Origin of the sequence: Marinobacter sp. EN3 (assembly GCF_000475315.1) — a bacterium.
Taxonomy (GTDB): Bacteria; Pseudomonadota; Gammaproteobacteria; order Pseudomonadales; family Oleiphilaceae; genus Marinobacter; species Marinobacter nauticus.
Genome location: NZ_AXCC01000020.1, coordinates 42,818 through 66,740, shown reverse-complemented (window position 1 = coordinate 66,740; position 23,923 = coordinate 42,818). Strand labels below are relative to the sequence as shown.

The 23,923-nt window shown below is 57.7% G+C and carries 21 protein-coding genes; 11 read left to right on the top strand and 10 right to left on the bottom strand.

The genetic code is table 11. The annotated features are described in order from the left end of the window. Positions 1-86 precede the first annotated feature (86 nt). Complete coding sequence (locus tag Q675_RS26220) at positions 87-656, bottom strand: glutathione S-transferase family protein (RefSeq protein ID WP_031211258.1); 570 nt, start codon at positions 654-656, stop codon at positions 87-89. 22 nt (positions 657-678) lie between these two features. Next, a complete protein-coding gene (locus Q675_RS26215) occupies positions 679-1,467 on the bottom strand; it encodes an SDR family oxidoreductase (RefSeq protein WP_031211255.1) in 789 nt (262 codons plus the stop codon). A 131-nt stretch (positions 1,468-1,598) separates the two neighbouring features. On the opposite strand from Q675_RS26215, the gene Q675_RS26210 reads away from it, so the two are divergent. Then, positions 1,599-2,273 carry a spermidine synthase gene (locus tag Q675_RS26210; RefSeq protein WP_022992884.1) on the top strand — a complete coding sequence of 225 codons (675 nt, stop codon included), beginning with the start codon at positions 1,599-1,601 and terminating at the stop codon, positions 2,271-2,273. A gap of 144 nt (positions 2,274-2,417) precedes the next feature. Then, positions 2,418-2,951 (top strand): hypothetical protein, encoded by a 534-nt coding sequence (locus Q675_RS26205; protein ID WP_022992883.1) that lies wholly within the window; start codon positions 2,418-2,420, stop codon positions 2,949-2,951. Here the strand turns inward: Q675_RS26205 and Q675_RS26200 are convergent. Beyond that, a complete protein-coding gene (locus Q675_RS26200; protein ID WP_023011018.1) occupies positions 2,944-3,987 on the bottom strand; it encodes a hypothetical protein in 1,044 nt (347 codons plus the stop codon). The two genes, Q675_RS26205 and Q675_RS26200, sit on opposite strands and share 8 nt — an antisense overlap. Before the next feature lie 161 nt (positions 3,988-4,148). On the opposite strand from Q675_RS26200, the gene Q675_RS26195 reads away from it, so the two are divergent. Beyond that, positions 4,149-5,993: a sensor domain-containing diguanylate cyclase gene (locus Q675_RS26195; protein ID WP_023011017.1), complete on the top strand. Its 1,845-nt coding sequence runs from the start codon at positions 4,149-4,151 to the stop codon at positions 5,991-5,993. Between the two features lie 7 nt (positions 5,994-6,000). Here Q675_RS26195 and Q675_RS26190 read toward each other — a convergent pair whose 3' ends face one another. From Q675_RS26190 to Q675_RS26175, 4 genes are read right to left on the bottom strand one after another with little or no spacing between them, the layout of a single operon-like run. Then, the gene (locus tag Q675_RS26190; RefSeq protein WP_023011016.1) at positions 6,001-6,624 is read right to left on the bottom strand and encodes a condensin complex protein MksE; all 624 of its coding nucleotides are present in this window, start codon (positions 6,622-6,624) and stop codon (positions 6,001-6,003) included. After that, a complete protein-coding gene (locus Q675_RS26185; protein WP_023011015.1) occupies positions 6,617-8,044 on the bottom strand; it encodes a hypothetical protein in 1,428 nt (475 codons plus the stop codon). The genes Q675_RS26190 and Q675_RS26185 overlap by 8 nt, the downstream gene beginning before the upstream one ends. After that, positions 8,037-10,979 (bottom strand): hypothetical protein, encoded by a 2,943-nt coding sequence (locus tag Q675_RS26180; RefSeq protein WP_023011014.1) that lies wholly within the window; start codon positions 10,977-10,979, stop codon positions 8,037-8,039. The genes Q675_RS26185 and Q675_RS26180 overlap by 8 nt, the downstream gene beginning before the upstream one ends. Further along, positions 10,972-11,754 (bottom strand): Wadjet anti-phage system protein JetD domain-containing protein, encoded by a 783-nt coding sequence (locus Q675_RS26175; RefSeq protein WP_023008801.1) that lies wholly within the window; start codon positions 11,752-11,754, stop codon positions 10,972-10,974. Before Q675_RS26175 ends, Q675_RS26180 begins: the two co-directional genes overlap by 8 nt. Before the next feature lie 71 nt (positions 11,755-11,825). On the opposite strand from Q675_RS26175, the gene Q675_RS26170 reads away from it, so the two are divergent. Genes Q675_RS26170 through Q675_RS26160 form a run of 3 tightly spaced genes read left to right on the top strand, consistent with a single transcriptional unit; the run spans position 11,826 to position 12,987 of the window. Then, positions 11,826-12,086: a DUF4160 domain-containing protein gene (locus Q675_RS26170; protein WP_022992877.1), complete on the top strand. Its 261-nt coding sequence runs from the start codon at positions 11,826-11,828 to the stop codon at positions 12,084-12,086. A 5-nt stretch (positions 12,087-12,091) separates the two neighbouring features. Then, complete coding sequence (locus Q675_RS26165; protein WP_014421980.1) at positions 12,092-12,349, top strand: DUF2442 domain-containing protein; 258 nt, start codon at positions 12,092-12,094, stop codon at positions 12,347-12,349. After that, complete coding sequence (locus Q675_RS26160) at positions 12,340-12,987, top strand: MBL fold metallo-hydrolase (protein ID WP_014421981.1); 648 nt, start codon at positions 12,340-12,342, stop codon at positions 12,985-12,987. Before Q675_RS26165 ends, Q675_RS26160 begins: the two co-directional genes overlap by 10 nt. A 22-nt stretch (positions 12,988-13,009) precedes the next feature. Here the strand turns inward: Q675_RS26160 and Q675_RS26155 are convergent, their stop codons facing one another. Further along, entirely contained in the window at positions 13,010-14,626 is a 1,617-nt protein-coding gene (locus tag Q675_RS26155) for a methyl-accepting chemotaxis protein (protein WP_023011013.1), read from the bottom strand. A gap of 264 nt (positions 14,627-14,890) precedes the next feature. On the opposite strand from Q675_RS26155, the gene Q675_RS26145 reads away from it, so the two are divergent. Further along, the gene (locus tag Q675_RS26145; RefSeq protein WP_023011011.1) at positions 14,891-15,547 is read left to right on the top strand and encodes a hypothetical protein; all 657 of its coding nucleotides are present in this window, start codon (positions 14,891-14,893) and stop codon (positions 15,545-15,547) included. A gap of 25 nt (positions 15,548-15,572) precedes the next feature. Here the strand turns inward: Q675_RS26145 and Q675_RS26140 are convergent, their stop codons facing one another. Both Q675_RS26140 and Q675_RS26135 read right to left on the bottom strand, forming a co-directional pair. Then, positions 15,573-16,196: an L-threonylcarbamoyladenylate synthase gene (locus tag Q675_RS26140; protein WP_011785986.1), complete on the bottom strand. Its 624-nt coding sequence runs from the start codon at positions 16,194-16,196 to the stop codon at positions 15,573-15,575. Next, positions 16,193-16,549 (bottom strand): BolA family protein, encoded by a 357-nt coding sequence (locus tag Q675_RS26135; protein WP_023011010.1) that lies wholly within the window; start codon positions 16,547-16,549, stop codon positions 16,193-16,195. Before Q675_RS26135 ends, Q675_RS26140 begins: the two co-directional genes overlap by 4 nt. Before the next feature lie 146 nt (positions 16,550-16,695). On the opposite strand from Q675_RS26135, the gene Q675_RS26130 reads away from it, so the two are divergent. The 4 genes from Q675_RS26130 (at position 16,696) to Q675_RS26115 (ending at position 23,918) form a co-directional block, all read left to right on the top strand. Next, positions 16,696-18,864, top strand: a complete 2,169-nt coding sequence (locus Q675_RS26130) for a DNA topoisomerase 3 (protein WP_023011009.1) — start codon at positions 16,696-16,698, stop codon at positions 18,862-18,864. Between the two features lie 112 nt (positions 18,865-18,976). Then, positions 18,977-19,705: a response regulator transcription factor gene (locus Q675_RS26125; protein WP_011785989.1), complete on the top strand. Its 729-nt coding sequence runs from the start codon at positions 18,977-18,979 to the stop codon at positions 19,703-19,705. Then, complete coding sequence (locus tag Q675_RS26120; RefSeq protein ID WP_023011008.1) at positions 19,698-21,332, top strand: FecR domain-containing protein; 1,635 nt, start codon at positions 19,698-19,700, stop codon at positions 21,330-21,332. Before Q675_RS26125 ends, Q675_RS26120 begins: the two co-directional genes overlap by 8 nt. A gap of 21 nt (positions 21,333-21,353) precedes the next feature. Continuing rightward, on the top strand, positions 21,354-23,918 hold the full coding sequence (locus tag Q675_RS26115) for a CHASE2 domain-containing protein (protein ID WP_031211249.1): 2,565 nt from the start codon (positions 21,354-21,356) through the stop codon (positions 23,916-23,918). Positions 23,919-23,923 lie beyond the last annotated feature (5 nt).

The window sequence follows — 23,923 nt, the reverse complement described above, 5'->3', positions numbered from 1 at the left end:
CTTGATGCCCGAACCCCTCGGCTATGCAGAGGGGTTTTGGCGGAGGGGGAGAAAAATGCAGATTGAGTTCCGGGCGTGGGGGAACCCTATTTGCGCGGATCGGTTACCGAAACCCACGAGTTGTCTGCGTGAGCATCCCGGAAAGCCAACAGGCTATCGACCCCGGAAAAATCCACCAGCTCACGGAAATCCAGCCAGTCCACCAGACAATAGAGACAGATGGCAGGATAGTTCCACTGCTTAAACTGCCCCGCTTCCACCATGGCGGACAGGGTTCGCAGCGTTGTCATGATGCGTTCGCGCTGAAGGTTATAGAACATTGCATCCTGGCTGGTATCGATTCCGGACCGCTCAGAAAGCAGCATGGTTACCGCAGAATCGTTGGCGCCATCAATCAGCGTTAACTGGTTTTCCTGGTCCCAGGTGAGTGTTTCCAGCCCAAGCTTCTGACCAAGATAACGGGCGATAACCCGCGAGTCATAGAGCTCCTGATCGCCATCAATCAGTACTGGGATTTTCAGGGTGGGATTGGTGCGCCGAAGCTCATCACGGCCTTCGCCATAAATGTCGAGATTTATGAACTCGTAAGGTTCGTCGTTCAGCAGAAGCCGAATGCGGCGTACGTAGGGCGACGTGGTAGATCCAACCAGTTTCATGATCTCCCCCATAATCAGGTTTTCATTCATGGTAAATCATCTTGCGCGTCATGCCTCCGTCCACCACAAAATTCTGCCCGGTGACGAAGCCAGCCTCGGAGGAAATAAGGTAAGCCACCAGTGAAGCGATGTCTTCGGGCCTGCCAACGCGACCGGCCGGATGCTGCTGGTGATCCGCTTCTGACAGAGGCTCGACAGCCTGCTCGCTTCCCTGCCAGTCACGGGTATCTATCCAGCCCGGGCTGATACAGTTCACCCGGATGTCTGGCCCCAGGCTAATGGCCAACGCATGGGTCAGTGCCACTAGGCCGCCCTTGGTGGCGGCGTAGGCTTCGGTATCCGGCTCTGATTGCAGCGCCCTTGTGGAAGCCATATTGACAATCACCCCGCGGGTTTTCCGAAGATGCGGTATCGCGTGCTTGCTCACCAGAAACGGCCCGGTCAGGTTGACATCCATCCGCCGCTGCCACTGTTCAAGGCCCAACGCCTCTATCGGGCCTGTGTGAGGGTCCGCAATGCCAGCGTTGTTAATAACGGCATTCAGGCCACCACCCCAGTGCACCGTTTGGGAAATGATATTCTCAACATCCGCTTCGCTGGCAACGTCGCCTGCCAGAAACACGACTTCACCCTCTGCGTTGGCAACCAACTGTTCACCTACGGCTTGGTCAGTATCACAGAATGCCACTTTCCAGCCCGCCGCCGCCAGGTGCAGCACTATGCCTCGGCCAATTCCCTTCGCGCCTCCTGTCACCAGGACTACCTTTTGCATTCGTTCCAAGTCTGCCTCCAACGGTTTCGGTTCCGTCATTACTATTCGGCGGGCTTTGCGCCGGACGGATTGATTGCTGCAGTTTAGCAGCAACTGATTGATACGGTTTTCGCCGAAGGCTGTATCAACAGGTTAGAATGCCCGCCTGCCCACACTACCGGAAACCAACCATGGCCCGCTTTAACGAAATTGGCACCGCAACCATCCCCGGCAACGGCACCTGCTTGCGACTGCTGCAACGTAATGACGAGTTTTCCATCAAGATTGCAGGCGCCCCGGGTGAACTGATGAACAGCCGCTTACATGGTTCGGAGGATGCACTCGCCACCCTCGCCTGTGAACGCCTGAGCCATCTGCCCGCGCCACGGATCCTGATTGGCGGGCTGGGTATGGGCTTTACCCTGGCGGCAGCGCTTTCGGCTACAGGCGATCAGGCTCAGGTGACGGTGGCAGAGCTGGTTCCCGAGGTAGAAACCTGGAATCGCGGACCATTGGGCGCAGCCGCCAGCTACCCTCTGGACGATCCCCGAGCCGCCGTTCACATTGGCGATGTGGCAGAACTTTTGCGGCAGGGCGATGGCAACTGGGACGCCATCTTGCTGGATGTGGATAACGGTCCGGAAGGTCTTACCCGTAAAGAAAACAACTGGATCTACTCTCCGGAAGGCATCGCCGCCGCCCAGAAATCCCTGAGCAACGACGGCATTCTCGCCTACTGGTCGGCCGGTCCGGAACAGGCCTTTACCGAACGCTTGCGGCGCGCTGGCTTTTCGGTGGAACCCGTTGTTGTGAGAGCCCTGCGTCCGGGTAAAGGCGCCCGTCACACAATCTGGCTGGCGTGGTAATTTAGGGGATGGCGGGCGATTCCCGATCGGTTTGTTGCCATACGGTCATTCGAAATACAGGTTCAGGTGTACTAGGGTTACTGATGAAGCCGCTATGTTTTGACGAGGATCTGGTCCTCGGCGAAACACTCAGGAGGTCTTTCCATGAAACCCTCAGTGAGTATTACCGGTGAACAGGAAGCCCATAAAGTAGCCGCAATATTCGAGACAGAAACCGATGCCAACGGCGTTGCAAGGGTGCTGTCGCAGGAAACCAGTCTGGATCACGAGCAAGTCATTGTTGTAAGCCCCCAGGACCAACACTCGGGTGAAGAGCTGGAGCCAGAGAATCAGGGCATATGGCAAACGCTGGTGCGTTCGCATCTCTGGCTCGGTATCGGCGGTGCAGTCGCAGGCTTTATTGTGTTCCTGATACTGAGCGCTATCGGCGTGGGGTTTATTGCCCAGAATGGCGTGGTTGCCGCAGCCGTTCTTGCGGCGCTCGGCCTGATACTTGGCCTGTTGGTGGCTGGAGGCGTTACGCTCCGGCCTGACCACACTCCCTATGTTGCCAAAGCGCAGTCGGCTCTGAAGGAGGGCAAGTATGTACTGACCGTGCATGCCTCCAGTTCTGAGCAACTCAAGGAGGCCACGACGGTCCTGAAAAACCGCAACGTCCGGTTAGTGCGCACTATCTGAGCCTCCGCCCCCGGAGCCACGTTATTGGGAGCAACCAGAGCACAGTGGCCAGTAGCCAGCGCGTAAGCAACAGCAGTGGCAGCATTACCAGGAACCATCCTGGTATCTGCACCATCCAGGCCGGCACGCCCAGTACCCGGGCAGCGCCGGCGAATACGTCGTTCAGTAAGGCGGGGTGTTTGACAACGACATAGACCAGAGCCACCGCAGCGGGCCACTTTGCGTTGCTAACCATGACCGAAGCCATTCGCCCGGCCCGCGCGAGGCGGGAAGAATAGGCCGCGGAACGGGCGGCGACACTCGAGGCTCTTGCAGTACCTGCTGCCGCCCGACCGGCTTTCAGGAATTTCACCGCACTGCCAATAATCAGCGCGTCTACGGCGGCCCAGCCGACATCTTCCATGCGGATCGGCTGATCGGTACGGTACCGGGATTCCAGAGTCCGGATGCCACTGGTGAAGAACTGCGTAATGCCCTCTGTAATCCGCTCCGTCCAGATCCACTCTATGTTATTGCCATCGGCCCCCACCACGAACTGGCCCGTGAAATCCTGCCCTTCTTTATTGGCGAAGTTGACGGCATACCAGGCACGCTGTTCCGGCGTCAGGACTTTACCGGTGCCGGCAACCCGGTTCATCATCTCAATCGAGCCAACCGGATTCTGATAAAAATGCATCACAGGAGGCATCAGATACTCGCCATGGGCTCGCAGGGCCTGCCGAAATTCCGGTTCTTCACCAAACAGATCCATTACAAACCTGGTCCACTCGGGGTATACCTGCAACGCGGCCTGAGCTTTCAGCAACAGCAGGCGGTCGTCCCGGTAATCCAGCAGGAGCGCCTGCAGAGCCAAGGCTTCGCCCAGCAGCGGTGATTCCGTACCGAATTCATTCTGGGCATGCAGGCGCACAAGCCGTTCTTCAACCGGTTGCGGTTGCAAGCGTACTGACACCAGAACGGCCACCACCAACGAGAAAAGCGCCAGCCACAATATCCGCCGTCTGGGCCGGGACTGGAACAGTGCGGGCTCTGTCATTCAGTACTCCTGCTATAAAAACCTCAGTCTACATGGAAAATCTCAAACATGAAGGCTGACACATGTCAACATCGGTTACAGAAAACAACTCTAGGTGGGTATACCCGTTGCAAAAAACGGATACCATGTCCTTATAACCTCGCTTTCGTCCGACGGCACCTATGGATATCTTCGAGCAGAAACGCCGCATTATCACCACTGCCATCGTTGCAGTTGTTCTCACTGGAATCAGTATTGCCGTGGTGGTCTCCACCCCCCTGATCAATCAGATCCATACCCAGGCCGCAGACACTGCGAGCCTGGTGGCCGATGCCAAGGCCGAGAGCGTTCGGGCGGTATTCGATCAGCATCAGGATCTGGCGCGACAAACCGCCAGTCGCTCTGAGCTCGCGCGGGTTATGGTCGAATACAACAGGGGAAACCTGGCACTCGCTGACTTGCGGACCTTTTCTCGCCCCAGGCTTGACGATGCCGCAAAAAACATCGACAACCTTGCCGCCATCGTCCGGTTTGATGCCAGTGGCGCCGAAGTTGTGCGCGTCGGGCCTCTGGACGATCAGCTTCCCGCTGACCTGCCTATGCCCTCCGGGCTTGATATCCAGTCTTACCCGGTAGGGGTAAGTAACGAAGCGAGGCCGTTACTGCACGTCATCGCTGCGATACGCGTGGATGAACAGATCGTAGGCTATGATCTTCTGCTGTTCGAACTCTCCTCACTGATTCCCATCTTTCGCGTGGATGCGGACTCCAGTCTGTGCCTGCTTGATGTCGAGAGAACGCGGCGACTGATCTGGACCGAGGGCAGTCATCAGTTTCAATTGACAACACCCAATGGTTGCCTGGCCGAACAGGAAGGTATCGATTACAAACCAGACCTCGACTTTTTCCAGGCTTCGCTTCCAGACGGCACCCGTGTGCTGGCATTCATAAGACTAGTGGAAGGATATGGCTGGGAAATCCATATGAATGCCAGGACTTCCAGTGTGTTCGGTAAAGTGATTGAAGACATTGTTATCAGTGTTGTGCTGATACTCATGCTCTCCGCCCTTGCCGGCACAATGGTCTGGCGTTCACTGATGCCGATTGTGCAAGCACTGGCCAACCAGGCCTCCCAGATTGCCCGGTCTACCGATGAGCTTCGGCTGGCCCAGCAGGTCTTTAACCACACCCACGAAGCCATCGTGATTTGTGACACCGGTTTACAGGTTATTCGTGCTAACCCGGCCTTCAACGAGATTACCGGCGCAACAACGAAGACACTTCGCAATACAAACCTGATGGCATTTATCGACAGTGACAGATGCAAGGAGATAGACCGGGAAGAAATCCACCGGCATCTTGTCGCGGAAAATGCCTGGCAAGGCGAGGTCTGGCTGACCGGGCCCGATAATGATCCGTTCCCCAACCTGCTGACGGTTTCGCCGGTACGCAATGCCCGGGGACAAATCCAGCAACTGATCCTGACCTTCAGCGATATTACCGCACGGGTACAGGCAGAAAAGCAGATGTTCCGGCTGGCACATTTCGACAAACTCACTGGCCTGCCAAATCGCACGGCCCTGGAAACCCACCTAGAACAAGCCATCGAGCAGGCACGGCGCCAGCATCATCACTTCGCCCTGATGTTCCTGGATCTGGACAAATTCAAACCGGTAAACGACACCATGGGCCACCAGGCTGGCGATGAGCTGCTACGGAATGTCGCGAGAAGGCTCAAGCACAGTATTCGGGCCAATGATGTGGTGGGGCGCCGGGGTGGGGATGAGTTCGTGATCATAACCGGGCCATTGACCAACGATGCCGATGCCCAACCCATTGCTCGCAAAATGATCCAGGTGCTGAATGAGCCGTTTCACATTCAGGGCCAGACTGTGCACATTGGTGCCTCGGTGGGAATCGCCTTGTACCCGGACAACGGCCAGACCGCTGAGCTTCTACTGGTCACCGCCGACAAGGCCATGTATTCCGTGAAAACCAGCGGCAGGAACAACCTGGCGTTTGCCTGACCGGCAACTAACTCTGCTCATACTCCTGTACCAACTGGTGCAGGAAATAGCTGCCGGCGGAACTGAGGAAATAGCGCCCCGCCCCGGAGCGAAACAGCAGGTTCCGTTTTTCCAGGTAATCCAGCGCTTCGCTCAACCCTTTCTCGAAACGGGCGGCCCGAAGGATGTCCTGATACTCCTCATCCGCCCCCAGATTTGCCAGATCCTGCTCGTTTAAACCGGCTTCCGGCCGCCCCAGGTAATCCAGATCTCTGCCGCTTCGGGCAAAGTAACGGCCGATCAGAAGCAATACCACCTGCACCCGGAAAGCGTTTTCATCGTGCTCTTCGCTTTCGTCGTCACTGCTATCTTTCAGGAAGAAAAAGGCGCCGGTTTCATTGAACACCAGGTCGCTACCCAGATGCTCATAGAAAGTACGGAAGTGAGACAGGTGGTTATACAGCAGGTTGTAGAGGGGGTTGGCACGAAGTTCCGAGCGGTTGTTGTCCCACACATCCCGGACAATCACCCGGCCAGCCTGGAACTCCCGGTAGATGGCGGCACTGTGAGCCGGCAGGATCTGCTCGAAGCTGGTCGCGCCCTGCTCGTTCAGGGGGCCCTCTGTATCCCGGGTTTCCACGAAATCAGGCATGGTCTGGCTCTTGTTCTGTATCAGTCGTATTGGTTTCAAGGCGTCGTTTGCGGTACACAAACTGTTCACAGTCCGGCGCCTGTTCCAGGGTGCGGAAACGGTTAGTGGTTGTCACCTGCATACCCTCCGGCGGCGAATTGACCAGCCGGTTCAGGGCTGCCAGCAGGTCCGCAAAACGGTAGCCCGGGATGAAGCCATCCAGCCGGCCGTGAAGCTCCCGCACCAGATCCGCCGTGGGCCGCAATTCCAGGGTTTCCAGCCACTTATACAATTGGTTGATGCGCTGAAGGTCTACCCGGCTTTCGCGGCCGCTTCCGGCCACTTCCTGCAGTACCGGCACTTCGGATTGGCGGCGCAGATCGCTCAGGCGCAGCTCCAGTTCGCTGAACAACAACTGGTAGTAGCTCGACGACTGGCCAAAGGCATAATGCTTGGGCCGCTGCTGTGCCCGCAGGCCCACCAGGAAGCCGGTGCTGCGGGCAAAATCGCCGCCTTCGAGCCATTTTCGGCGCAGGCTGAGGGTTTCGGTGTCGTCTTTGAGCGCACGCAGCTTGCCGTAGAAATGCTCCATGGCGTTGTACTGAGCCATACCCCGGCGGGTTTTGCGAAGGAAGTGTTCGACCTCCTGGGCCACCGCCTGAATGGGCTTGTACAGGGCGTTCAGGCTGATAGAGGAACGGAACAGCTGATCCGCCAGGCTGTGGTCATCGTGGCCCTCCAGCAGGCGGACCATGGCTTCCAGGGTTTCGAACAGATTGCTGCCGTCAGGCAGCCGGGTGTCCGGGTTCAGGAACACCAGCGTGGGTTTGATATGGCGTTCATAAAGGGTCACGATCTGCTCAAACAGATTCTGGCGGAACTCCAGGTACTTCTCCGGCGCCCGGCTGGCATCACCGGACAGGTCCGCCAGCTGGGCACTGATGGTCTGCATGCGCAATACGTTCTGGCGCAACAGGCCGATCAGTTGGCTGACCCGCTCGTTCAGATCGTCCCGCAGCTCGGTGTAATCCGGATCAGCATCACTGAAACTGCTGGTTTCCAGGCGATTGCGCACATCCCGAAGAGTCACCAGATGGCCGCGCAGGCGGGCGTCAGTAAGCTCCTGGTAGAGCGAGGCGTTACAGGCCCGCATCAGATTGATCAGTGCGTCCTGAAATACCAGCCGGCGTTCGCCGTCGGCCTTGATGATGTCGATGATCAGCCCACTGCGAAACAGATTGTCGGTGTTCAGGGCCAGCCGCACGCGCTCCCGATCGGCCTTGCCCAGGCCTCGAGTGTAATCCATCACCTCGGCCACCAGGTCGCTTTCCCGGATGAACCGGGCTTCATTGCGGTCCATGCGCTCGATCATCCGGAACAGGATTTTCGGGTGCTCAAACAGCAGCCGGGTGGTGTCCAGGGTGCTGAAGCGTTTACTCATCCACCGGCTCCAGCAAGCTGTTCTGGGTCTGGTCTGCCCAGTGGCTCAGCGGTTCACCACCAGTAAAACCTTCCGCGCCGCCCCAGAACACCAGAGTGCGTTCCTTGCTGTAGGGCCGCGCGGTGCGCATCTGCCCCACTTCCAGGTGCCGGCCAATCAGGTAGATCACTTCGGCGCTGGCGCTGTGGGTAGCGGCAGAGAACAGGTTGAATCCCTGCTTGCGCAGCCGTTCCAGCAACGACGGCATCTGGCTAATATCCACGCTGGCCAGTTCGTCGAGCACCATAGGGAATGACAGCTGCACGCCAGGGTACAGCACCCGCTTGAGCAGGCGGTAAACCAGCTCCAGGTTGATCAGCGCGGTAGTAGAGGTGGATTGGCCTTTCTTGTCCAGATTGGCGGCGTTCTCCTTGCGGGTGCGGTAGGAAATGCCGGTGATGACTTTATCCATGGTGAGGCGCTTGCTGCCGCCCTGCTCCCCGAAAAAGTCCGCTACAAACACCCTAAGGCGGTCGTAGAAAGCATCGGACTGAAGCTTATTGCCATACGGATCAATGTTGTTGGCTTCTTCCACCAAGTTACGGAATTTCGGATCGGTGTGAATATCCACCCGGATTTCCACCAGATCGTTGATGCGAACGCCGTCCAGCTCCCGATTGAGCTGGGCCTCAAAGCGGGCGATGTGTTCATGATTGGATTTCAGGGCCTGACGATAACTGGCCACAGTTTCGTTATGGATACCAACCTGCTGCTCCAGTACACTCCAGCGCTCGGCCATGCCGGCGAACAGATCTGAAAGGCTCTTGAAGGTGCTTCGGATAACAGATGATGCCGGGCTGTCTTTCTGCAATTCGCCTTCGGTGTCTTCATGGATACCCAGGTACACAAACTGGCGAAGGTGGTCGAGAATGTTGCGGCGCCGCTCTTCCAGATCATCCAGTTGGCTTTGCAGGTTGTCGAAGGCGGCCGCCGATACGCGATCAATGTTCAGCGGCTGCTCCGCTTCCACCGCTCTCAGGTGCGGGAAGCGGTGTTCCACAGTGCCGACACTTTTACTCAGGGCCGCCAGCTCGCGCTCCCGCTCTTCGATGCGATCTTTCTCCGCTTTTGCTTTCGTGGCTTTCGCCTGAACCGCGTCCTGTTTTTCCTGCTCCAGTCCGGCCTGCTCGTCGAGCTTGGCAAGCTGTTCTTCCGCCGCCTGTTTCTCCTCGGTGGCATCCCGCAGGGTGGTGGCCGCCGCCGGGTAGCGCTGGAGCGTTTCCAGATCTTTCTCGATAGACCGGATTTCTTTCTCCGTGCGCTCGATCAACTGAGGTCGGTCGTGTTCCTGGTTGGCGGTGTCGGCCAGCTCTGAGCGTTCTTTCTCCAGACCATGAAGTTCACCTTCAATATATTGGCGTTGCTCGGCAAAATTGGTGTGCCGGGCAGGCTGGCTCTGGTATTCAGTATCAAACCAGTCAAAGCCGCGATCGTTGGGGGCAAACAGGCGAGCGAAGGCTTCAATGGTGGCTTTGCTATCGGCATCCAGATCCTGTCCGGGGCTTGCCATCATCAGCCGGGGATCAACCGCCCGCAAAGGCGCGGCGGTCGTTTCGTCCAGCTGGTTCTGCAACTGCCACTGCTGCTTGCTTTCCCGGTCTTTCAGGGTTTCCAGCTTGCGCTCCAGATCCTGCTTTTTGCGCTGAATCTGCTCAAGTCGGATTTCCGCGTGGGCGGCGCTTTTCAGGGCAGCAAGATGGCCTTTCTTGCTTTCCAGCTCCTCTGTCTGGATCTCTGCAATTTCCTGCAGGGTCATATCGCCATACTGCGAGATCAGCAGCTCACCGTCTTTCTGGCTCTGTTCGGCCTGCTTGATACGCCGATCGGCGGAGCGAATCTCGCCCTTCAGGCCGCTGGCCTCCTGCTCCAGTTTTTTCAGGGTTTGCAGCACGTGGCGCAGGGTGTCGTTCTGTTCGTTGAAAGCCTCAAGCGCCGCCCCGCGTTTGGCAGCAATATCGGCCAAGGCGTTGGTCACCCCGTCCCGGAAGGCGGCAAACTCGTGCTGGCTGCGCAGCAGGGTCTGGTAGGCCTGGTAGTCCCGGTTCAGCTTCTCAAACCGGTGTCGCTCTTTCTCGATACGGTTGAGCTGGCTTTGCTGCTGCTTGAGCTGATCGTGGCGATTGAGGAAATCATCGATGTTGAAGTCAAAGGCATCGTCAGCAAACTTCTTGTCCGCTTCGATAATGCTGGCCACGGCGTTGGCCATGGCCTGATCGTCCGCCTTCATCTCGAACAGCAGCAGGATCAGGGTGCGCAGTGATTGCACCCGGCGTTCGTCCGATTCGCCCAGGGGCAGCACGGAGTAACGCACCGCGTCGGCGTTCATCAACTCACTGCTGTAGAGCATGGTTTTCAGTTTGGCCGGGTCGTTGACCAGCCTGGTCTCTTTCGAGAGCTTTTTCAGCGCCTCCGACAGCCGGGTGAATGAGAGCTCCGGCACCGCCTGGCCAATGCCATCTTCATCGTCGCCGTTCCAGAACAAAGGTCGCAACTGGTCGTAACTGACCGGTACAAAGGCCCGGCCGTAGCTAAGCTGGCTTGCGTTGTCGCGATACAGGATCTGGCAATGGCTGCCCGCCGGGTTTTCCGCTTCCATAATCAGGAAGCTGAACTGGCTGGGGAAGTAGTGCTGGAAGCTTTCTTCGTTGGTGTAGAAGCTGCCGGCGCTGGCGTTGCGGAAGGCAAATTTCTTGCGGCTGTTCTTGAAGTTATTCTCTGGCAACAGGAACAGGCGCAGGGAGTTCAGCAAGCTGGATTTACCCAGGTTGCCCGGCCCCAGAATCAGGCCGTGGTTGTCTACCGGAATTTCCACGTAACAGAAGCCGGCGGAGTCCACCAGCACCAGGCGGCGAATGCCGAAGGTGAACGTGCTCGCGCTCGCCTGTGAATCACTCATCCAGAATCATCTCCTGTTCCATGAATTTGCCGGTGGCCCGGAAGGCCTGCGCCAGCGACACAAACTCCAGATCTTCCGCCAGCGACAGGGCTTTTGTAAACCTTTCGGTGGAGTCCGGGGTTTTGCGGAAACGGCTCAGCCAAGGTTGCCAGTCAGCCGGCTGCAGATAGCAGGCCTTGTCGCCCAGTGCCGATCGCACCGATGAAAACATCTGCAGGCCGCCGGCATCGTAATCAAAGGCGCAGAGCACCTCATCGTAACCGGTCAGCCAGTTCAAATCCGCAGTACCGGTAATCCGATTGCCGCCACCGAGCACGACATCGCTGTTTGTGAGATCAACTGTCTGGCCCAGGCAGTCACCGGCAAAGGCCAGCATCTGTCGGTAGTAATAAAAATTTCGCTCATTCTCCACCACCAGCACCCGGGGCGCTGGCCGAAAACCGATATCCACCGAATCTCCGGTAATCACCACCGAATCCGGCCGGTTGCCTGTCAGGGCGTGATGATATACCAGCAGAAAACTCACATCGGTGCCGTGGCGGTGGGAATCGCCCTTCTTCGCCGCATCTACTCTGCTAACGGGTGAAGCGGCCTGTCGATGTAACTCCGCAAACGCAGCTTCATCAAGAATGGTTACCTGCCAGCGATTGGCGCCAACCTTCTCCGTTGCGAACAGCTCCCGATGCCGCCGACGCTGGGAATCCGGCAGCTTCTTCAGAAAGGCCTCGTAGTTAATCGCCTGGCCCTGAAGGATTTTCTGGAGGTAGTTCTTCAATAGCTCACCTGTCCGCAGATTGTTATTATCGGTCTACCAAAATATGACACCTTATGAGCCACGGAGGGCCCATGCCAACCATCAGTGAATTCTTCGGCATTCTGATACGGATGTATTACGATGACCATAATCCTCCCCATTTTCACGCTTATTATGGGGAACACGAGGCCATCATTCTGATCGAAACGCTGGAGATTGTTGAGGGCAAACTGCCCAAAAGAGCCAAAGCGATGGTTATCGAATGGGCCTTTGAACACCGGCAGGACCTTATCGCAGACTGGCGCCTTGCCGAGCTGCACCAGCCACTGAAGAAGATAGAGCCATTGGAATGAACAGCATGCCCAGAGTCACCCATGTGGAAGCCAAGGCCGATTACGTACTGGCCGTCACCTTCGATGATGGTACTCACGGCGAGATCAGCCTTGCAGATCGTTTGTTTGGCCCGATGTTCGAGCCCCTGAAAGACCCGGCATTCTTTGCTCAAGCAAAAGTTGATGAGTTCGGAGCCATCTGCTGGCCCAACGAAGCAGACATTGCCCCGGATGCTCTCTACCGCAAAATCAAATCTGAACAAACTGGAACAGTATGTCGCTGAAGTACAAGATCGTACCCGTCACACCCTTTGAACAAAACTGCACCCTGCTCTGGTGTACCGAAACCCACAAAGCAGCGGTGGTCGACCCTGGCGGGGACCTGGATCGCATTCTGGCGGCAGCCGAGGACGAAGGCGTGATTCTGGAAAAGATCCTTCTCACCCACGCCCACATAGATCACGCCGGCGGCACGGCGGAGCTAGCCAAATCAGCGGGGCTGCCCATTGAAGGCCCGCACAAGGACGACAACTTCTGGATTCAGGGCCTGGCCATGCAGGCACAGATGTTCGGGTTTCCGGCGCCGGAGGTGTTCACGCCCAATCGATGGCTGGAAGACGGGGATACAGTGACCGTTGGCAATGAAACCCTGGAAGTACTGCACACGCCGGGCCACACCCCTGGCCATGTGGTGTTTTTCCATCGAGGCTCAAAACTGGCCCAGGTGGGTGACGTGCTGTTCAATGGTTCCATTGGCCGCACGGATTTCCCGAAAGGCGATTACAACACCCTGATTCACTCTATCCGAGAAAAGCTGTTCCCGCTCGGGGATGACGTTAGCTTTATCTGTGGCCACGGCCCCATGTCTACGTTTGGCCAGGAACGCGCCACCAATCCGTTTGTGTCTGATCACCGGGGCTGAGTGCCCCGGTATATCGCCCATTTCAGCTCTGGGACAGGCGGAACTGCTCGATGGTTTTGCGCAGGGTTTCCGCCATGGCCAGCAGATCCCCTGCAATTCGCGCGGTCTCCTGGGCATCGCTGGAGGTCTGCTCGGCAGAGCGGCTGATTTCAATCACGTTCTGATTGATGGAGTCCGACACTTCGCTCTGCTCGTTAGCCGCACTCTCCATTTCCTCATTCAGCCCCGTGATTTCACGCACCGCTGCAGCAATGGTTTGCAGCTCGGTTTCCACTTTCAGAATTGAATCCACCTGATGCTGGGCAAGTTCCGAGGCATGGCGCATGGTACCGACACAATCCACCACCTCTTTTTTCAGCCCCTCAATGGTTTGGCGAATCTCCTCAGTGGACGCCTGAGTGCGCGAGGCAAGCGCCCGGACTTCGTCTGCGACCACGGCAAATCCCCGGCCATGCTCACCAGCTCTGGCCGCTTCAATCGCCGCGTTCAGGGCCAACAGGTTGGTCTGGTCGGCAATCTCGGAAATCAGCTCCAGCCGTGAGGCCATTTCCGTTGTCCGCTGATCCAACTGCTCAATGCGCTGCGCACCGTTCTGGACTTCCGCGTTCAGAGACTCAATACCCTGAACCGCATTTCTAGCCAGATGCTCTCCGGTTTCTGCCGATTTGGTGGTATCGGCCGATTTCCGTGCGGTAGTCACCGCATTCTCTCGAACCTGCACCGCGGAAGCGGCCATCTCGGTGGTGGCACTGGCCACCTGGTCGGTATTGTCTTTCTGGGCCAGCACTTCCTGCTCGGTGGTCTCTGCCTTACCGGCAATGGTGCGGGCCGCCGCTTCAACCTGTTCTGCGTTGTCCATCACCGTATGCATGCTGGCGCGGATCTTGGCGACCATCCGATTGAACGCACGAGAGACCGAGCCGATCTCGTCGTTTCGGGTTACGTCTAGTTCAATGGAGAGATCCGAATTACGGGAAATTTCATCCATTCGGTCGTGCAGCCGACGTAAGCGGGAAAACACCAGGCGCCCCAACACTACGGTAGTCAGTATGAAAATAACCACAAAGATCAGAATCTGGATACCGCCACTCACCATTAACTGCTGCTGCAGGCGCGCGTCGCTCTCCGCCAAAGAATAGTCGACCCGAATAGCGCCAAGCACGTCCCCTTCCTGGGCCTGGTGACAGCCGAGGCAGTTCACGCCCTGATAGTTTTCGCTGGCAATAACCGGCTCGATCAACGTGTAGACACGACCCGCGTCGTTCTCCGAATAGTGCTCTACCCGTTCACCATCCAGCGCTTTCATGTCCAGCGGCTCACGGCGTTGTTCGGCAGCATTCCCAGCACCGTACATGGCATTCAGCTGATCGCTGCGGATCACCCGAACATCCAGTACGTCCTCGGGAGCCATCACCTTCTCGCGCAGAACATCACGGTTATTAATGGTGCCCGTCACCATCATGGTGTTCAGGCCATCGAAAAAGGACTTTGCCAGACCATCCACGTATTTGTGGCTGTATTCTTCGAGGTGGGCTCGCTGGGACTGCGCGCTGTAAACAACCGTAAACACGAGAATGACGGTGAAAGCCGCAGCCAGTGCTGCCAATAACAGGAAACGGATTGAGTATTGTTTTTTCATGTGACCCCGACAACGGAAGATGATCTGGACATCCAAGAGTAATGACGGCGAATTGGCGCATAACTTTATAGATATGCATCAATTTTTTTATGACGCAGATCATCCGGACGCGCCCGCTATGTCATTCCTTGCAATGTTTTACATTCGTCCCGGCACACTCAAACCAGAAGGCAAGGCATGTTGGCCCGAAACCTGCAGGGTCTGGTGCGACACGGACTAATTCCGTGGTATCCGGCAGAGATTTTCCGTACAGGGGAGATAACCATGTCATTGCTGACATCACTGTTACAGGCCAGCACGCGCTTTCAGCAAGCCATGGACAACCGTGCGCCACGCACTGACGTACCCGCCGGTAAAAGCAATGAAGGCGCCACCGCAAACGAACCCCAGAGCAGCACTGACGACCGCTTCACACCATCCCAATGGCAGAATCGCAACCCGGCCAGCCAGAAAACCCGGCAATTGCCACTGACCCAGTACAAACAGACGGTAGCCCAGGATTTGTCCTACGTTCGCGAAACTCTGCGGCACAAACTTGCCGAATACAACGTACACCCGGCAACGGCGCTGTGCGTGAGCAAAACCGAGCAAGGCAGCATTCAGCTGGACGGCAAAATTCCCGACCAGGTGCGGGAGAGGATACAACAGGATCTCAACAACAACCGGGGATTTGGTGAGGCGTTAAGCCGCTTGAGCGTGACCGAACCCACCCTGCACTTTATGGATAATGCGCTCAAGCTTAATCAGGCTTATGGCGTGAATAATTCCCTGCTGGATTCACTGCTCAGCGAAAACCAGCAGTTCAATGGACTGCAAGATGTCATCCACCGCTATGACAGCCTTCGACGCACCGCCACACCCGCCGAGACGGGTATCACAGCGCAGCAACGCTACGCCTTCAGCCTGAATACCCGGGCCTGAAGCCCGGGGGTAACTGCTAATCAGATCAAACCTGAAACGGGGCCGGATCACCCTTACCCACCCGCGTAACTTCAGGCACATCACCGGTAAAGTTGACCACCGTGGTAGCCTCCATACCGCAGAAGCCGCCATCAATAATCAGATCAAGCTCATGCCCGAGGGTCTCGCGAATATCGTAAGGATCGGTCAACGGCTCGGTTTCACCCGGCAGAATCAAAGTGCTGCTCATAATCGGCTCACCCAGCTCACCCAGCAATTCCCGAACAATCTCGTTGTCCGGAACCCGGATGCCGATAGACCGCCGTTTGGGATGCAGCAACCGGCGAGGCACCTCGCTGGTCGCGTCCAGAATAAAGGTGTACGGGCCCGGCGTGAAATTCTTCAGTAACCGATACTGGGTATTGTCCACCTTGGCATAAACCCCGATGTCTGACAGGTCACGACACACCAGGGTGAAGTTGTGCTTGTCGTCCAGGCGCCGAATTCGCTTGATACGGTCTGCCGCCTGCTTGTCACCAAGGTGACAGCCCAGTGCGTAGCCTGAATCTGTGGGATAGACAATCACCCCACCCTTGCGCAAAATCTCCACCGCCTGCTTGATCAGACGCTTTTGCGGCGTTTCCGGGTGAATCTGAAAAAACTGGCTCATCCATTAGCTCCTTGTTGAAGCTTCTTGTCCATTGATGCATCACCTTTCGACCCGCCCATACAGTTGGGCGAAGCCGGAGATGCCTGACCACTGGCCGTCCACTCTTCCGGCGTATACAGATGCAATGCCAGAGCATGCACCGGCCCCGCCAGTTCATCCGCCAGAACCTTGTAAATTGCCTGGTGGCGGCGCACCTTCATCTGCCCTTCAAAATCCGCTGATACCAGCGTTACCTTGAAATGAGTTTCAGAGTTGGGTGGCACCGAATGCATATGGCTTTCGTTCTCCACAGAAATCACGCTGGCGTTAAAGCCCGCGACCAGCTTTTCCTCTATGCTTTTCTGTACTTTCATAAAACACCTACTCCGGACTTTAAGCATCAATGTCCCGACCTGCTGTGTAAACAGTCTACTACAGTACGCCTCGGAACCCCGAAGCCCTTGACACAAAAGCGCCAAAGCGACACATTCCCCTGCCAGCAACCAACCCCCAGATACCCATGCACCTGTACATCGCCGAAAAGCCAAGCCTGGCCCGAGCCATTGCCGCCGCACTTCCCGGCCCCCACGAGAAAGGCCAGGGCTGGATACGCTGCGGTAAAGGACCGGACGCTGCCACGGTAAGCTGGTGTATAGGCCACCTGCTGGAGCCCGCCGAGCCGGCCCGCTATAACCCGGCCTGGAAAAAATGGCGCATTGAAGACCTGCCCATGTTCCCCGAACCCTGGCAACTGGTGCCCAAAGACAGCGTGCGCCTGCAATTCAAAGTGCTCGAAGCTCTGATTCGCAAGGCCGATCTCATTACCCACGCCGGTGATCCCGACCGTGAAGGCCAGCTACTGGTCGACGAAGTCCTGCGCTATCTCGGCACCAAGGCACCGGTAAAACGGATACTGATCAACGACCTTACCCCCAAGGCGGTAGCCCGCGCCATACAGAACCCCCGAGACAACCGGGAGTTCCGCCCACTGTCCCATTCTGCGCTGGCGAGACAGCGGGCCGACTGGCTCTATGGCATCAATCTCACCCGATTCTATACCCTCAGATATCAAACCCGGGGCGAACAGGGCGTCTTCTCCGTGGGTCGGGTGCAAACTCCGGTGTTGGGCCTGGTGGTGGATCGAGACAACACCATCGAGCACTTCCAGCCCAGGCCCTGGTACCGGGTCGAAGCCACCTTCCGGGCCAGCGAGCCGGAGGCCGACCAGCGACCATTCATTGCTCGCTGGTTACCCGGTGACGAATTTCAGGATCATCTGGATGAAGAAAACCGGCTGCTGGACAAGTCGGTAGCCGAACAGATTGTCGCCGCCAGCAACGGTCGACCCGGCAGAATTGATGAAGCCCGGTTTCGCGATCGCCCGGAACCGCCGCCGTTACCTCTGTCGTTGTCTGCACTCCAGATAGAGGCCGGCCGACTATACCGGATGGGCGCGAAAGACGTGCTCGACACCGCCCAAAACCTGTACGAACGCCATCAGCTGATTACCTACCCAAGGTCAGACAGCCGCTACCTGCCAGAGGAGCATTTCAGCCAACGGGAGGCGGTGATTCGTGCCATCGCCCGTGTCGCCCCGGATTTGTCCGGATTCTGCGAGAAAACCGGGACAGACCGCCGCTCTGCCGCCTGGAATGACCAAAAAGTGGATGCTCACCACGCAATCATTCCCACAGTGCGGCCCGCACCAAACGGCAAGCTGTCTTCGGCCGAACAGAAAATCTACGATCTGATCAGTCGATTCTATCTGATGCAGTTTGCACCTGACGCCGTGCATCGGGAAGGCCGGCTGACGGTCGCGATTCAGGACTATCGCTTTCGCGCCACCGAGACAGCCGTGATCGAGCCAGGCTGGAAAACGCTGGAAATCCGCAAGCGGGAACCCGGGCAAGAGCCGGAAAAAGCTCCGTTGCCAAGACTGGAAAAAAACGAGCCGGTCCTTTGCACTGATCCCCAGACTAACGAGCGCAAAACCCAGCCGCCACAATACTTCACCGATGCCACGCTGCTATCGGCCATGACCAATATCGCCCGTTTTGTCGCCGACAACGAGCTGAGAAAAACGCTGCGGGAAACCGATGGCCTTGGCACCGAAGCGACTCGCGCAGCCATTATCGATACGCTGTTCCGGCGCGATTACCTGTTCCGGGAAAAACGCTTCATCCGCGCCACCGACAAGGGGAAATCCCTGATCGCTGCGCTACCGGAATCGATTCGTACGCCGGATCGCACGGCTGTCTGGGAGGCCACTCTCGAAGGCGTTCGCCGGGGCGAAGAGGACCCAAGAGCGTTTCTGGAATCCCTCAAAGATGAAATCCGCGGATTCATGGCGCAAGCGCCCGCTGCGGGTTTGGCGAATACAGAGACACCAGACACCGCCATTCATTGCCCGAAATGCCGGGCACCGATGGTTGAACGGGAGGGCAAGTTCGGTGCGTTTTTTGCGTGCACCCGATACCCCGCCTGCAAGGGCACCCGCCCCCTGGAAGACGATCAACCCGAGGACGGAACCAGCCAGAAACCGGTACCCTGCCCCCACTGTTTCTCGCCCCTGGTGCGGCGCAAAAGCAAAAAAGGCTGGTTCTGGGGCTGCAGCAATTTCCCCGGCTGCCGACAAACAGTTGATGACCACAACGGCCGGCCTGCGGTGGACTTACGGAATTCTACATAACGATACTGAACGGGAACTCATTTTTTGGGATAATCCCCGACACTGCAGGGTCTGACCAAGGGCTCTGCGCTACGGTATATAAACCAGGCAACACGATCGAGGGCCAGGCTTAATGCGCATTGCTCTGCTGGAAGACGAACACGAACAGGCGCAGCACATCCAGTCCATCCTTTCAGAGAAAGGACATCACTGTGACAGCTTTCCGACCGGCCAATCGTTTCTCGGTGCCGTTTTGCACCGCAGTTATGATCTGATCATTCTGGACTGGCAGATCCCGGACATGACCGGAATTGAGGTACTGGAGAACATCCGGGCACAGCTGAACTGGCCTGTGCCGGCCGTTTTCCTGACCCAGCGTGACAGTGAAACCGACATCGTTCGTGCCCTGGATGCCGGCGCCGACGACTATATCGCCAAACCGGCACGAGCGGCTGAACTGGTCGCACGCATCAATGCACTGGCCCGCCGCAGCAACCCGGAAATCGAAAAGGAGGTTCTGGTCTACGGACCCTTCGAGATCAACACCAACCAACGCATAATTCTCCTGCACGGGGAGCCACTAACGCTCACCGACAAGGACTTCGACCTGACCCTGTTCCTGTTCCAGAACCAGGGCCGCCTGCTCACCCGCGAAATGCTGCTGGAGCGGGTGTGGGGATTGACCAGGGACATCAATACCCGCACGGTGGATACGCATATGAGCCGCCTTCGCAGAAGGCTCGGGCTCAACCCTGAAAACGGATTTCGCATCAAGACCATCTACCAGCGAGGCTATCGTCTCGAAGCCATCAAGCCCGGTGACGCAAACGAAATTCGGAACGATGACACTGCAAATGCCTGACGCTCTGAGCAAGCACCTGAAAACCCTGGCCTTCCTTGCACTGGCATTCATGGTACCAGCGACCACTGTCGCGGAGCTGTCAATCGCACGGGGTTCTGCGGTATCCGGCAGCCAACAACGGGACAATGCCCCGGAGTGGGTTTATACCTTACGCCAGGGTGATACGGTTGCGAGCATAACCCAGACGCTGCTTTCCCAGCAGACCACACAGCAACGACTGCTGGAGCATAATGGCCTGGCCAGCAACGCCAAACTCGGCGCCGGGGATACCCTGCGCATTCCCGTAAACTGGCTGAAACGTCAGCCCGAACCGGCCCGGGTGATTGCGGTCACCGGCAACGTGCAACAGATCTCCGGAATGGATGGGCGAAAACTCCCTCTGTCCGAAGATTCGATTGTCCGGGTTGGCGACGAAATTCTCTCCGGTGCCGGATCGGCAACCATTGAACTGGCCGACGGCTCGGAACTCCGGATCTCCCCGAACTCCCGCCTCATGCTCAATCGCCTGACCCAGTTTGGCAAATCGGGCATGGTCGACACCCGGCTTCGCCTGCAACGGGGCGAGGTTCACACCCGTGTTCGCCCGGTCATTGAGGGCGGAGCCCGTTTCGAAATCGAAACACCATCCGCTGTCGCCGCGGTCCGGGGTACGGTATTTGCCATTCAAGCCACCACCAACGGCAGCAGCGTGCAGGTTACCGAAGGTGTGGTGGACTTCGGCCAGCCAGGCAACACCCGCCGCATTCCAGCCGGCTATGGCGCGAGTGTTTCCACCGCCAACGGAGGCGCCCTGAATATTCGACAGCTTCCGCCAGCGCCAACCATGAATCCCTTGCCATCGGTGCTTACTCAGCTTCCGGCCGAACTGTCCTGGCAGGCAGGCGGTTACCCGGCCTACCGGCTGGACATTTTTGACCAGGCATCAGGCACCTGGGTACAGAGTCGTGATGTGTCTGGCACCCGTTTCGACATCGCCCAACTTGACAATGGCCGCTACGAAATCCAGCTCGCCGCGATTGATCAGCGCGGTATTGCCGGAATGCCCGGTACCGCGGAACTTGAGGTAGACCTTCAGGCAAAAAAGCCGGACCTCACCGCACCGGCTGATGGCGAGAGCGTGAACGACGACATGCCGGAATTCCGCTGGCAGCTTAATGGCGCCAACGAAGTTGCCCGGGTGGAGATCGCCGAGGATGACAGTTTCCGGCAGTTGGTGACAACCAGCGAGTGGGCGCCGGAAAGCCAGGCGCTTCCTTCGCGCCCCCTGAGCCCCGGCCAGTATTACTGGCGCGTGGTTACGGAGGCAGGAGGCAGCTCTGTTGCCACCTCCGAGCCGCGCAAGATCGTTGTTAACGGCACTCTGCCGCCAGTTCGGATTATCAGCGTGAACTATCTGGACAGCCAGGTTCGGGTGTTCTGGGAAAACATCGACACCGCCACGGATTACCGTCTGCAACTGGCTGAAGAGCCGGCGTTTCGCAATATCATCAAGGAAGCCGATATCGCCGATACCACTGCGGCCTTGCGCCTGATTCCCGGAAGAAGGTATTTTGTCCGCGTCAAAGCGCTTTCTGACGGCCCTCTTGCCAGTCGCTGGGGCCCGGGCAGGGAGCTGTATCTCGACTAACCTTCTACGACAAAAAGGCCGATGCGAAGGGACTGGTTACCGATAACAACAACACCGTGGTCCTTGGGCCTGCTACTCGTCACCACCCTGCTACTGATTCAGGCAACGGAGCTGCCGAGTCGAATCAACGACTGGATGTATGACAGGGCGATCACAACCTGGCCAGCGCCCATGGATGATTCGGTGGCCATCATCGCCATTGATGAGTTCAGCCTGGAACAGGTTGGCCGATGGCCCTGGGACCGAAGTCTTCATGCCTCGCTGATCGACACCTTGCGGCAAGCCGGCGCAGAAACCATTGTGCTCGACATCCTGTTTCCGGAAGCCGGGCCGGGCGATGAGGAACTGGCTAGCGCCATGGCCCGCCATGGCAACGTTGTTCTACCAGCCTATCTTACCGCTCCAACCCGGGAACGGCTGATCAGTGAACAACTCCCCACACCCAGCCTGGCAGGTGCCGCAGGGGCAATCGGGCATGCCCATATCGAGCTGGACACAGATGGCGTCGCCCGCGGGCTCTATCTGTACAACGGCCTTGCCGGCCGATTATGGCCGACCCTGTCACTCGCCGCTCACCTGCCAATGTCGAATCAGATGCAGGCGCAATTGCCGAACTACATCAACGTCCGGGAGGATTATCGGCTGGTGCCCCTGGCAGGCGGGGCCGGCACCTTACCCACCTACTCCTACGCGAGCGTGCTGAGCCACCCGCCCTCACCGCAGGAGTTTGCCGGCAAAACCGTCCTGGTCGGCGCTACCGCTGCGGGGTTTGGCGACATACTGCCCACGCCGTTTTCCGGTCTGAGCCGGCCAATGTCCGGGGTGGAATTCCATGCCAATGTCTATTCCGCGAGCAAGCAGAATATACTGATCGTGCCGGCGGAGCCCTGGGCAGCACCCGCACTGAACCTGCTCGTACTGTTGTTGCTAGCTCTGCTTTTGCCTCGCCTGCGCCCTGCTGCCACCTTGCTGGCATGTGCGACCATTGCCGCAGGGCTGGTAGCCGGTTACGTGTTGGTGCTGATAGGGGCCCGGGTTCAGCTGTCAGTAGCGAACGCCCTGATTCTGCCGATGGCCGCGATGCCCATTGCCAGCGCACTCCGGCTTGCCATGACCAATCGCTTTCTCAACCGGCAACTGGACGAGATGACCAGAACGCCTCGGCTATCCCTGCCTGAACCTTCGAACCGGCATCCTCACCAGCTGCTGATGCACTTGCGTGCGCTGTTCCACCCACCCGGATGGCTGCTGGCCGCAGAGGATGACCTGCTGGAAGTACAGGAAATGACCCTTGCCCAGGCCCCGCCCACGGAAACGCCAGGACGGTGGGAGCACCAGCAGAACCAAAGCTGGATAACGCTGATTCGTGGCGGCACCAGCTACCTGCTCGGCCTGACACTGCCGAACGACCTCAGTCGGGAGGTCATCCAGCGCTATCTGAACCAGCTGGAGCTGGAGCCCCATGCAGACAGTGAACGCCAGAAGGGGCCCCGGGAAAACATTTCGGCCCGGATCGAGAAAGTGCGCATTGCCACCCAGAAGCTGGCAGAAATGCAGGCGTTTATTCGCCACAGCTTCGAGCACATGCCCGATGGCATCATCGTGACCGATGAATTAGGCGTTATACGGTTTACCAACCGTCACATTGAAGACTGGTTTTGCGAGCCTATGCCAAGCCTCAGCGGCATGCCCCTGGCCACCCTCCTTGATGGCCACGACCCCCGGGACTTGCCGCCCTGGTTCGAAACCATTTCAGAGGCGCTGACCCTGAGACAAAGCCGAACCGTAGACCTGACATTGAACGGTAAAGATTTTCTCATCCACCTGGCACCTTTTGCCCTGCAAAACAGTCGCCAGTTTGGCATTATTGCCAACATCTCAGACATCTCCGAACTTCGGGAGCAGCAACGCCAGCATCGTGAAGCGATCGACTTTATCTCCCACGATGTCCGCTCACCACTGGTCTCTCAGTTGGCCCTGATCGAGCAACTGAAACGGGACCCCAACCATATCGATGCCCAACAACTCGACCAGCTAGGGCGGCTGGCACGGCGCAGCTATCATCTGGCAGAAGAGTTTGTGCAATTGGCTCGTGCCGACCAATTAACCGAAACCCGGTTCTACGAGTGCGAATTTCTGGCGATTGTTGAGAATGCTCGGGACAGTGTGTGCGAGCAGGCCCAGGAAAAGGGCATTTCGATCCTGCTGAACGGCACCGAGGATCTGTGGCTAAAAGGCAACGCAGAGCTTCTGGAACGGGCCGTCATCAATCTTTTGACCAACGCCGTGCAATACAGCCCCCCGGACTCCGCAGTCAGCGTTCACGTCTATCAGGCAGCGCATCTGGCCTGTCTGGCCATATCGGACGAGGGCTATGGCATTGATCCGGAGGAGCTGCCCTTACTGTTCGACCGCTATCATCGACAGAAGCGCAGCGAGATAGCCGGAGCGCACGGCACCGGCCTGGGGCTTTCATTCGTTAAAACGGTGGTGGAAAAACACCGAGGCGAGATCAGCGTAGACTCACGGCCAGGTGAAGGCACCACTTTCACCCTGAAGCTACCAATCGCAGACCCGATGTTCTGAACCGG

Excerpts from the sequence above, each read along its gene's own strand:
- Q675_RS26165 (WP_014421980.1), top strand. The coding sequence starts at position 12,092 with ATGCCCAGAGTCACCCATGTGGAAGCCAAGGCCGATTACGTACTGGCC.
- Q675_RS26130 (WP_023011009.1), top strand. The coding sequence starts at position 16,696 with ATGCACCTGTACATCGCCGAAAAGCCAAGCCTGGCCCGAGCCATTGCC.
- Q675_RS26195 (WP_023011017.1), top strand. The coding sequence starts at position 4,149 with ATGGATATCTTCGAGCAGAAACGCCGCATTATCACCACTGCCATCGTT.
- Q675_RS26115 (WP_031211249.1), top strand. The coding sequence starts at position 21,354 with ATGCGAAGGGACTGGTTACCGATAACAACAACACCGTGGTCCTTGGGC.
- Q675_RS26160 (WP_014421981.1), top strand. The coding sequence starts at position 12,340 with ATGTCGCTGAAGTACAAGATCGTACCCGTCACACCCTTTGAACAAAAC.
- Q675_RS26205 (WP_022992883.1), top strand. The coding sequence starts at position 2,418 with ATGAAACCCTCAGTGAGTATTACCGGTGAACAGGAAGCCCATAAAGTA.
- Q675_RS26125 (WP_011785989.1), top strand. The coding sequence starts at position 18,977 with ATGCGCATTGCTCTGCTGGAAGACGAACACGAACAGGCGCAGCACATC.
- Q675_RS26120 (WP_023011008.1), top strand. The coding sequence starts at position 19,698 with ATGCCTGACGCTCTGAGCAAGCACCTGAAAACCCTGGCCTTCCTTGCA.
- Q675_RS26185 (WP_023011015.1), bottom strand. The coding sequence starts at position 8,044 with ATGAGTAAACGCTTCAGCACCCTGGACACCACCCGGCTGCTGTTTGAG.
- Q675_RS26190 (WP_023011016.1), bottom strand. The coding sequence starts at position 6,624 with ATGCCTGATTTCGTGGAAACCCGGGATACAGAGGGCCCCCTGAACGAG.
- Q675_RS26200 (WP_023011018.1), bottom strand. The coding sequence starts at position 3,987 with ATGACAGAGCCCGCACTGTTCCAGTCCCGGCCCAGACGGCGGATATTG.
- Q675_RS26220 (WP_031211258.1), bottom strand. The coding sequence starts at position 656 with ATGAAACTGGTTGGATCTACCACGTCGCCCTACGTACGCCGCATTCGG.
- Q675_RS26180 (WP_023011014.1), bottom strand. The coding sequence starts at position 10,979 with ATGAGTGATTCACAGGCGAGCGCGAGCACGTTCACCTTCGGCATTCGC.
- Q675_RS26155 (WP_023011013.1), bottom strand. The coding sequence starts at position 14,626 with ATGAAAAAACAATACTCAATCCGTTTCCTGTTATTGGCAGCACTGGCT.
- Q675_RS26135 (WP_023011010.1), bottom strand. The coding sequence starts at position 16,549 with ATGAAAGTACAGAAAAGCATAGAGGAAAAGCTGGTCGCGGGCTTTAAC.
- Q675_RS26140 (WP_011785986.1), bottom strand. The coding sequence starts at position 16,196 with ATGAGCCAGTTTTTTCAGATTCACCCGGAAACGCCGCAAAAGCGTCTG.
- Q675_RS26210 (WP_022992884.1), top strand. The coding sequence starts at position 1,599 with ATGGCCCGCTTTAACGAAATTGGCACCGCAACCATCCCCGGCAACGGC.
- Q675_RS26170 (WP_022992877.1), top strand. The coding sequence starts at position 11,826 with ATGCCAACCATCAGTGAATTCTTCGGCATTCTGATACGGATGTATTAC.
- Q675_RS26145 (WP_023011011.1), top strand. The coding sequence starts at position 14,891 with ATGTCATTGCTGACATCACTGTTACAGGCCAGCACGCGCTTTCAGCAA.
- Q675_RS26215 (WP_031211255.1), bottom strand. The coding sequence starts at position 1,467 with ATGACGGAACCGAAACCGTTGGAGGCAGACTTGGAACGAATGCAAAAG.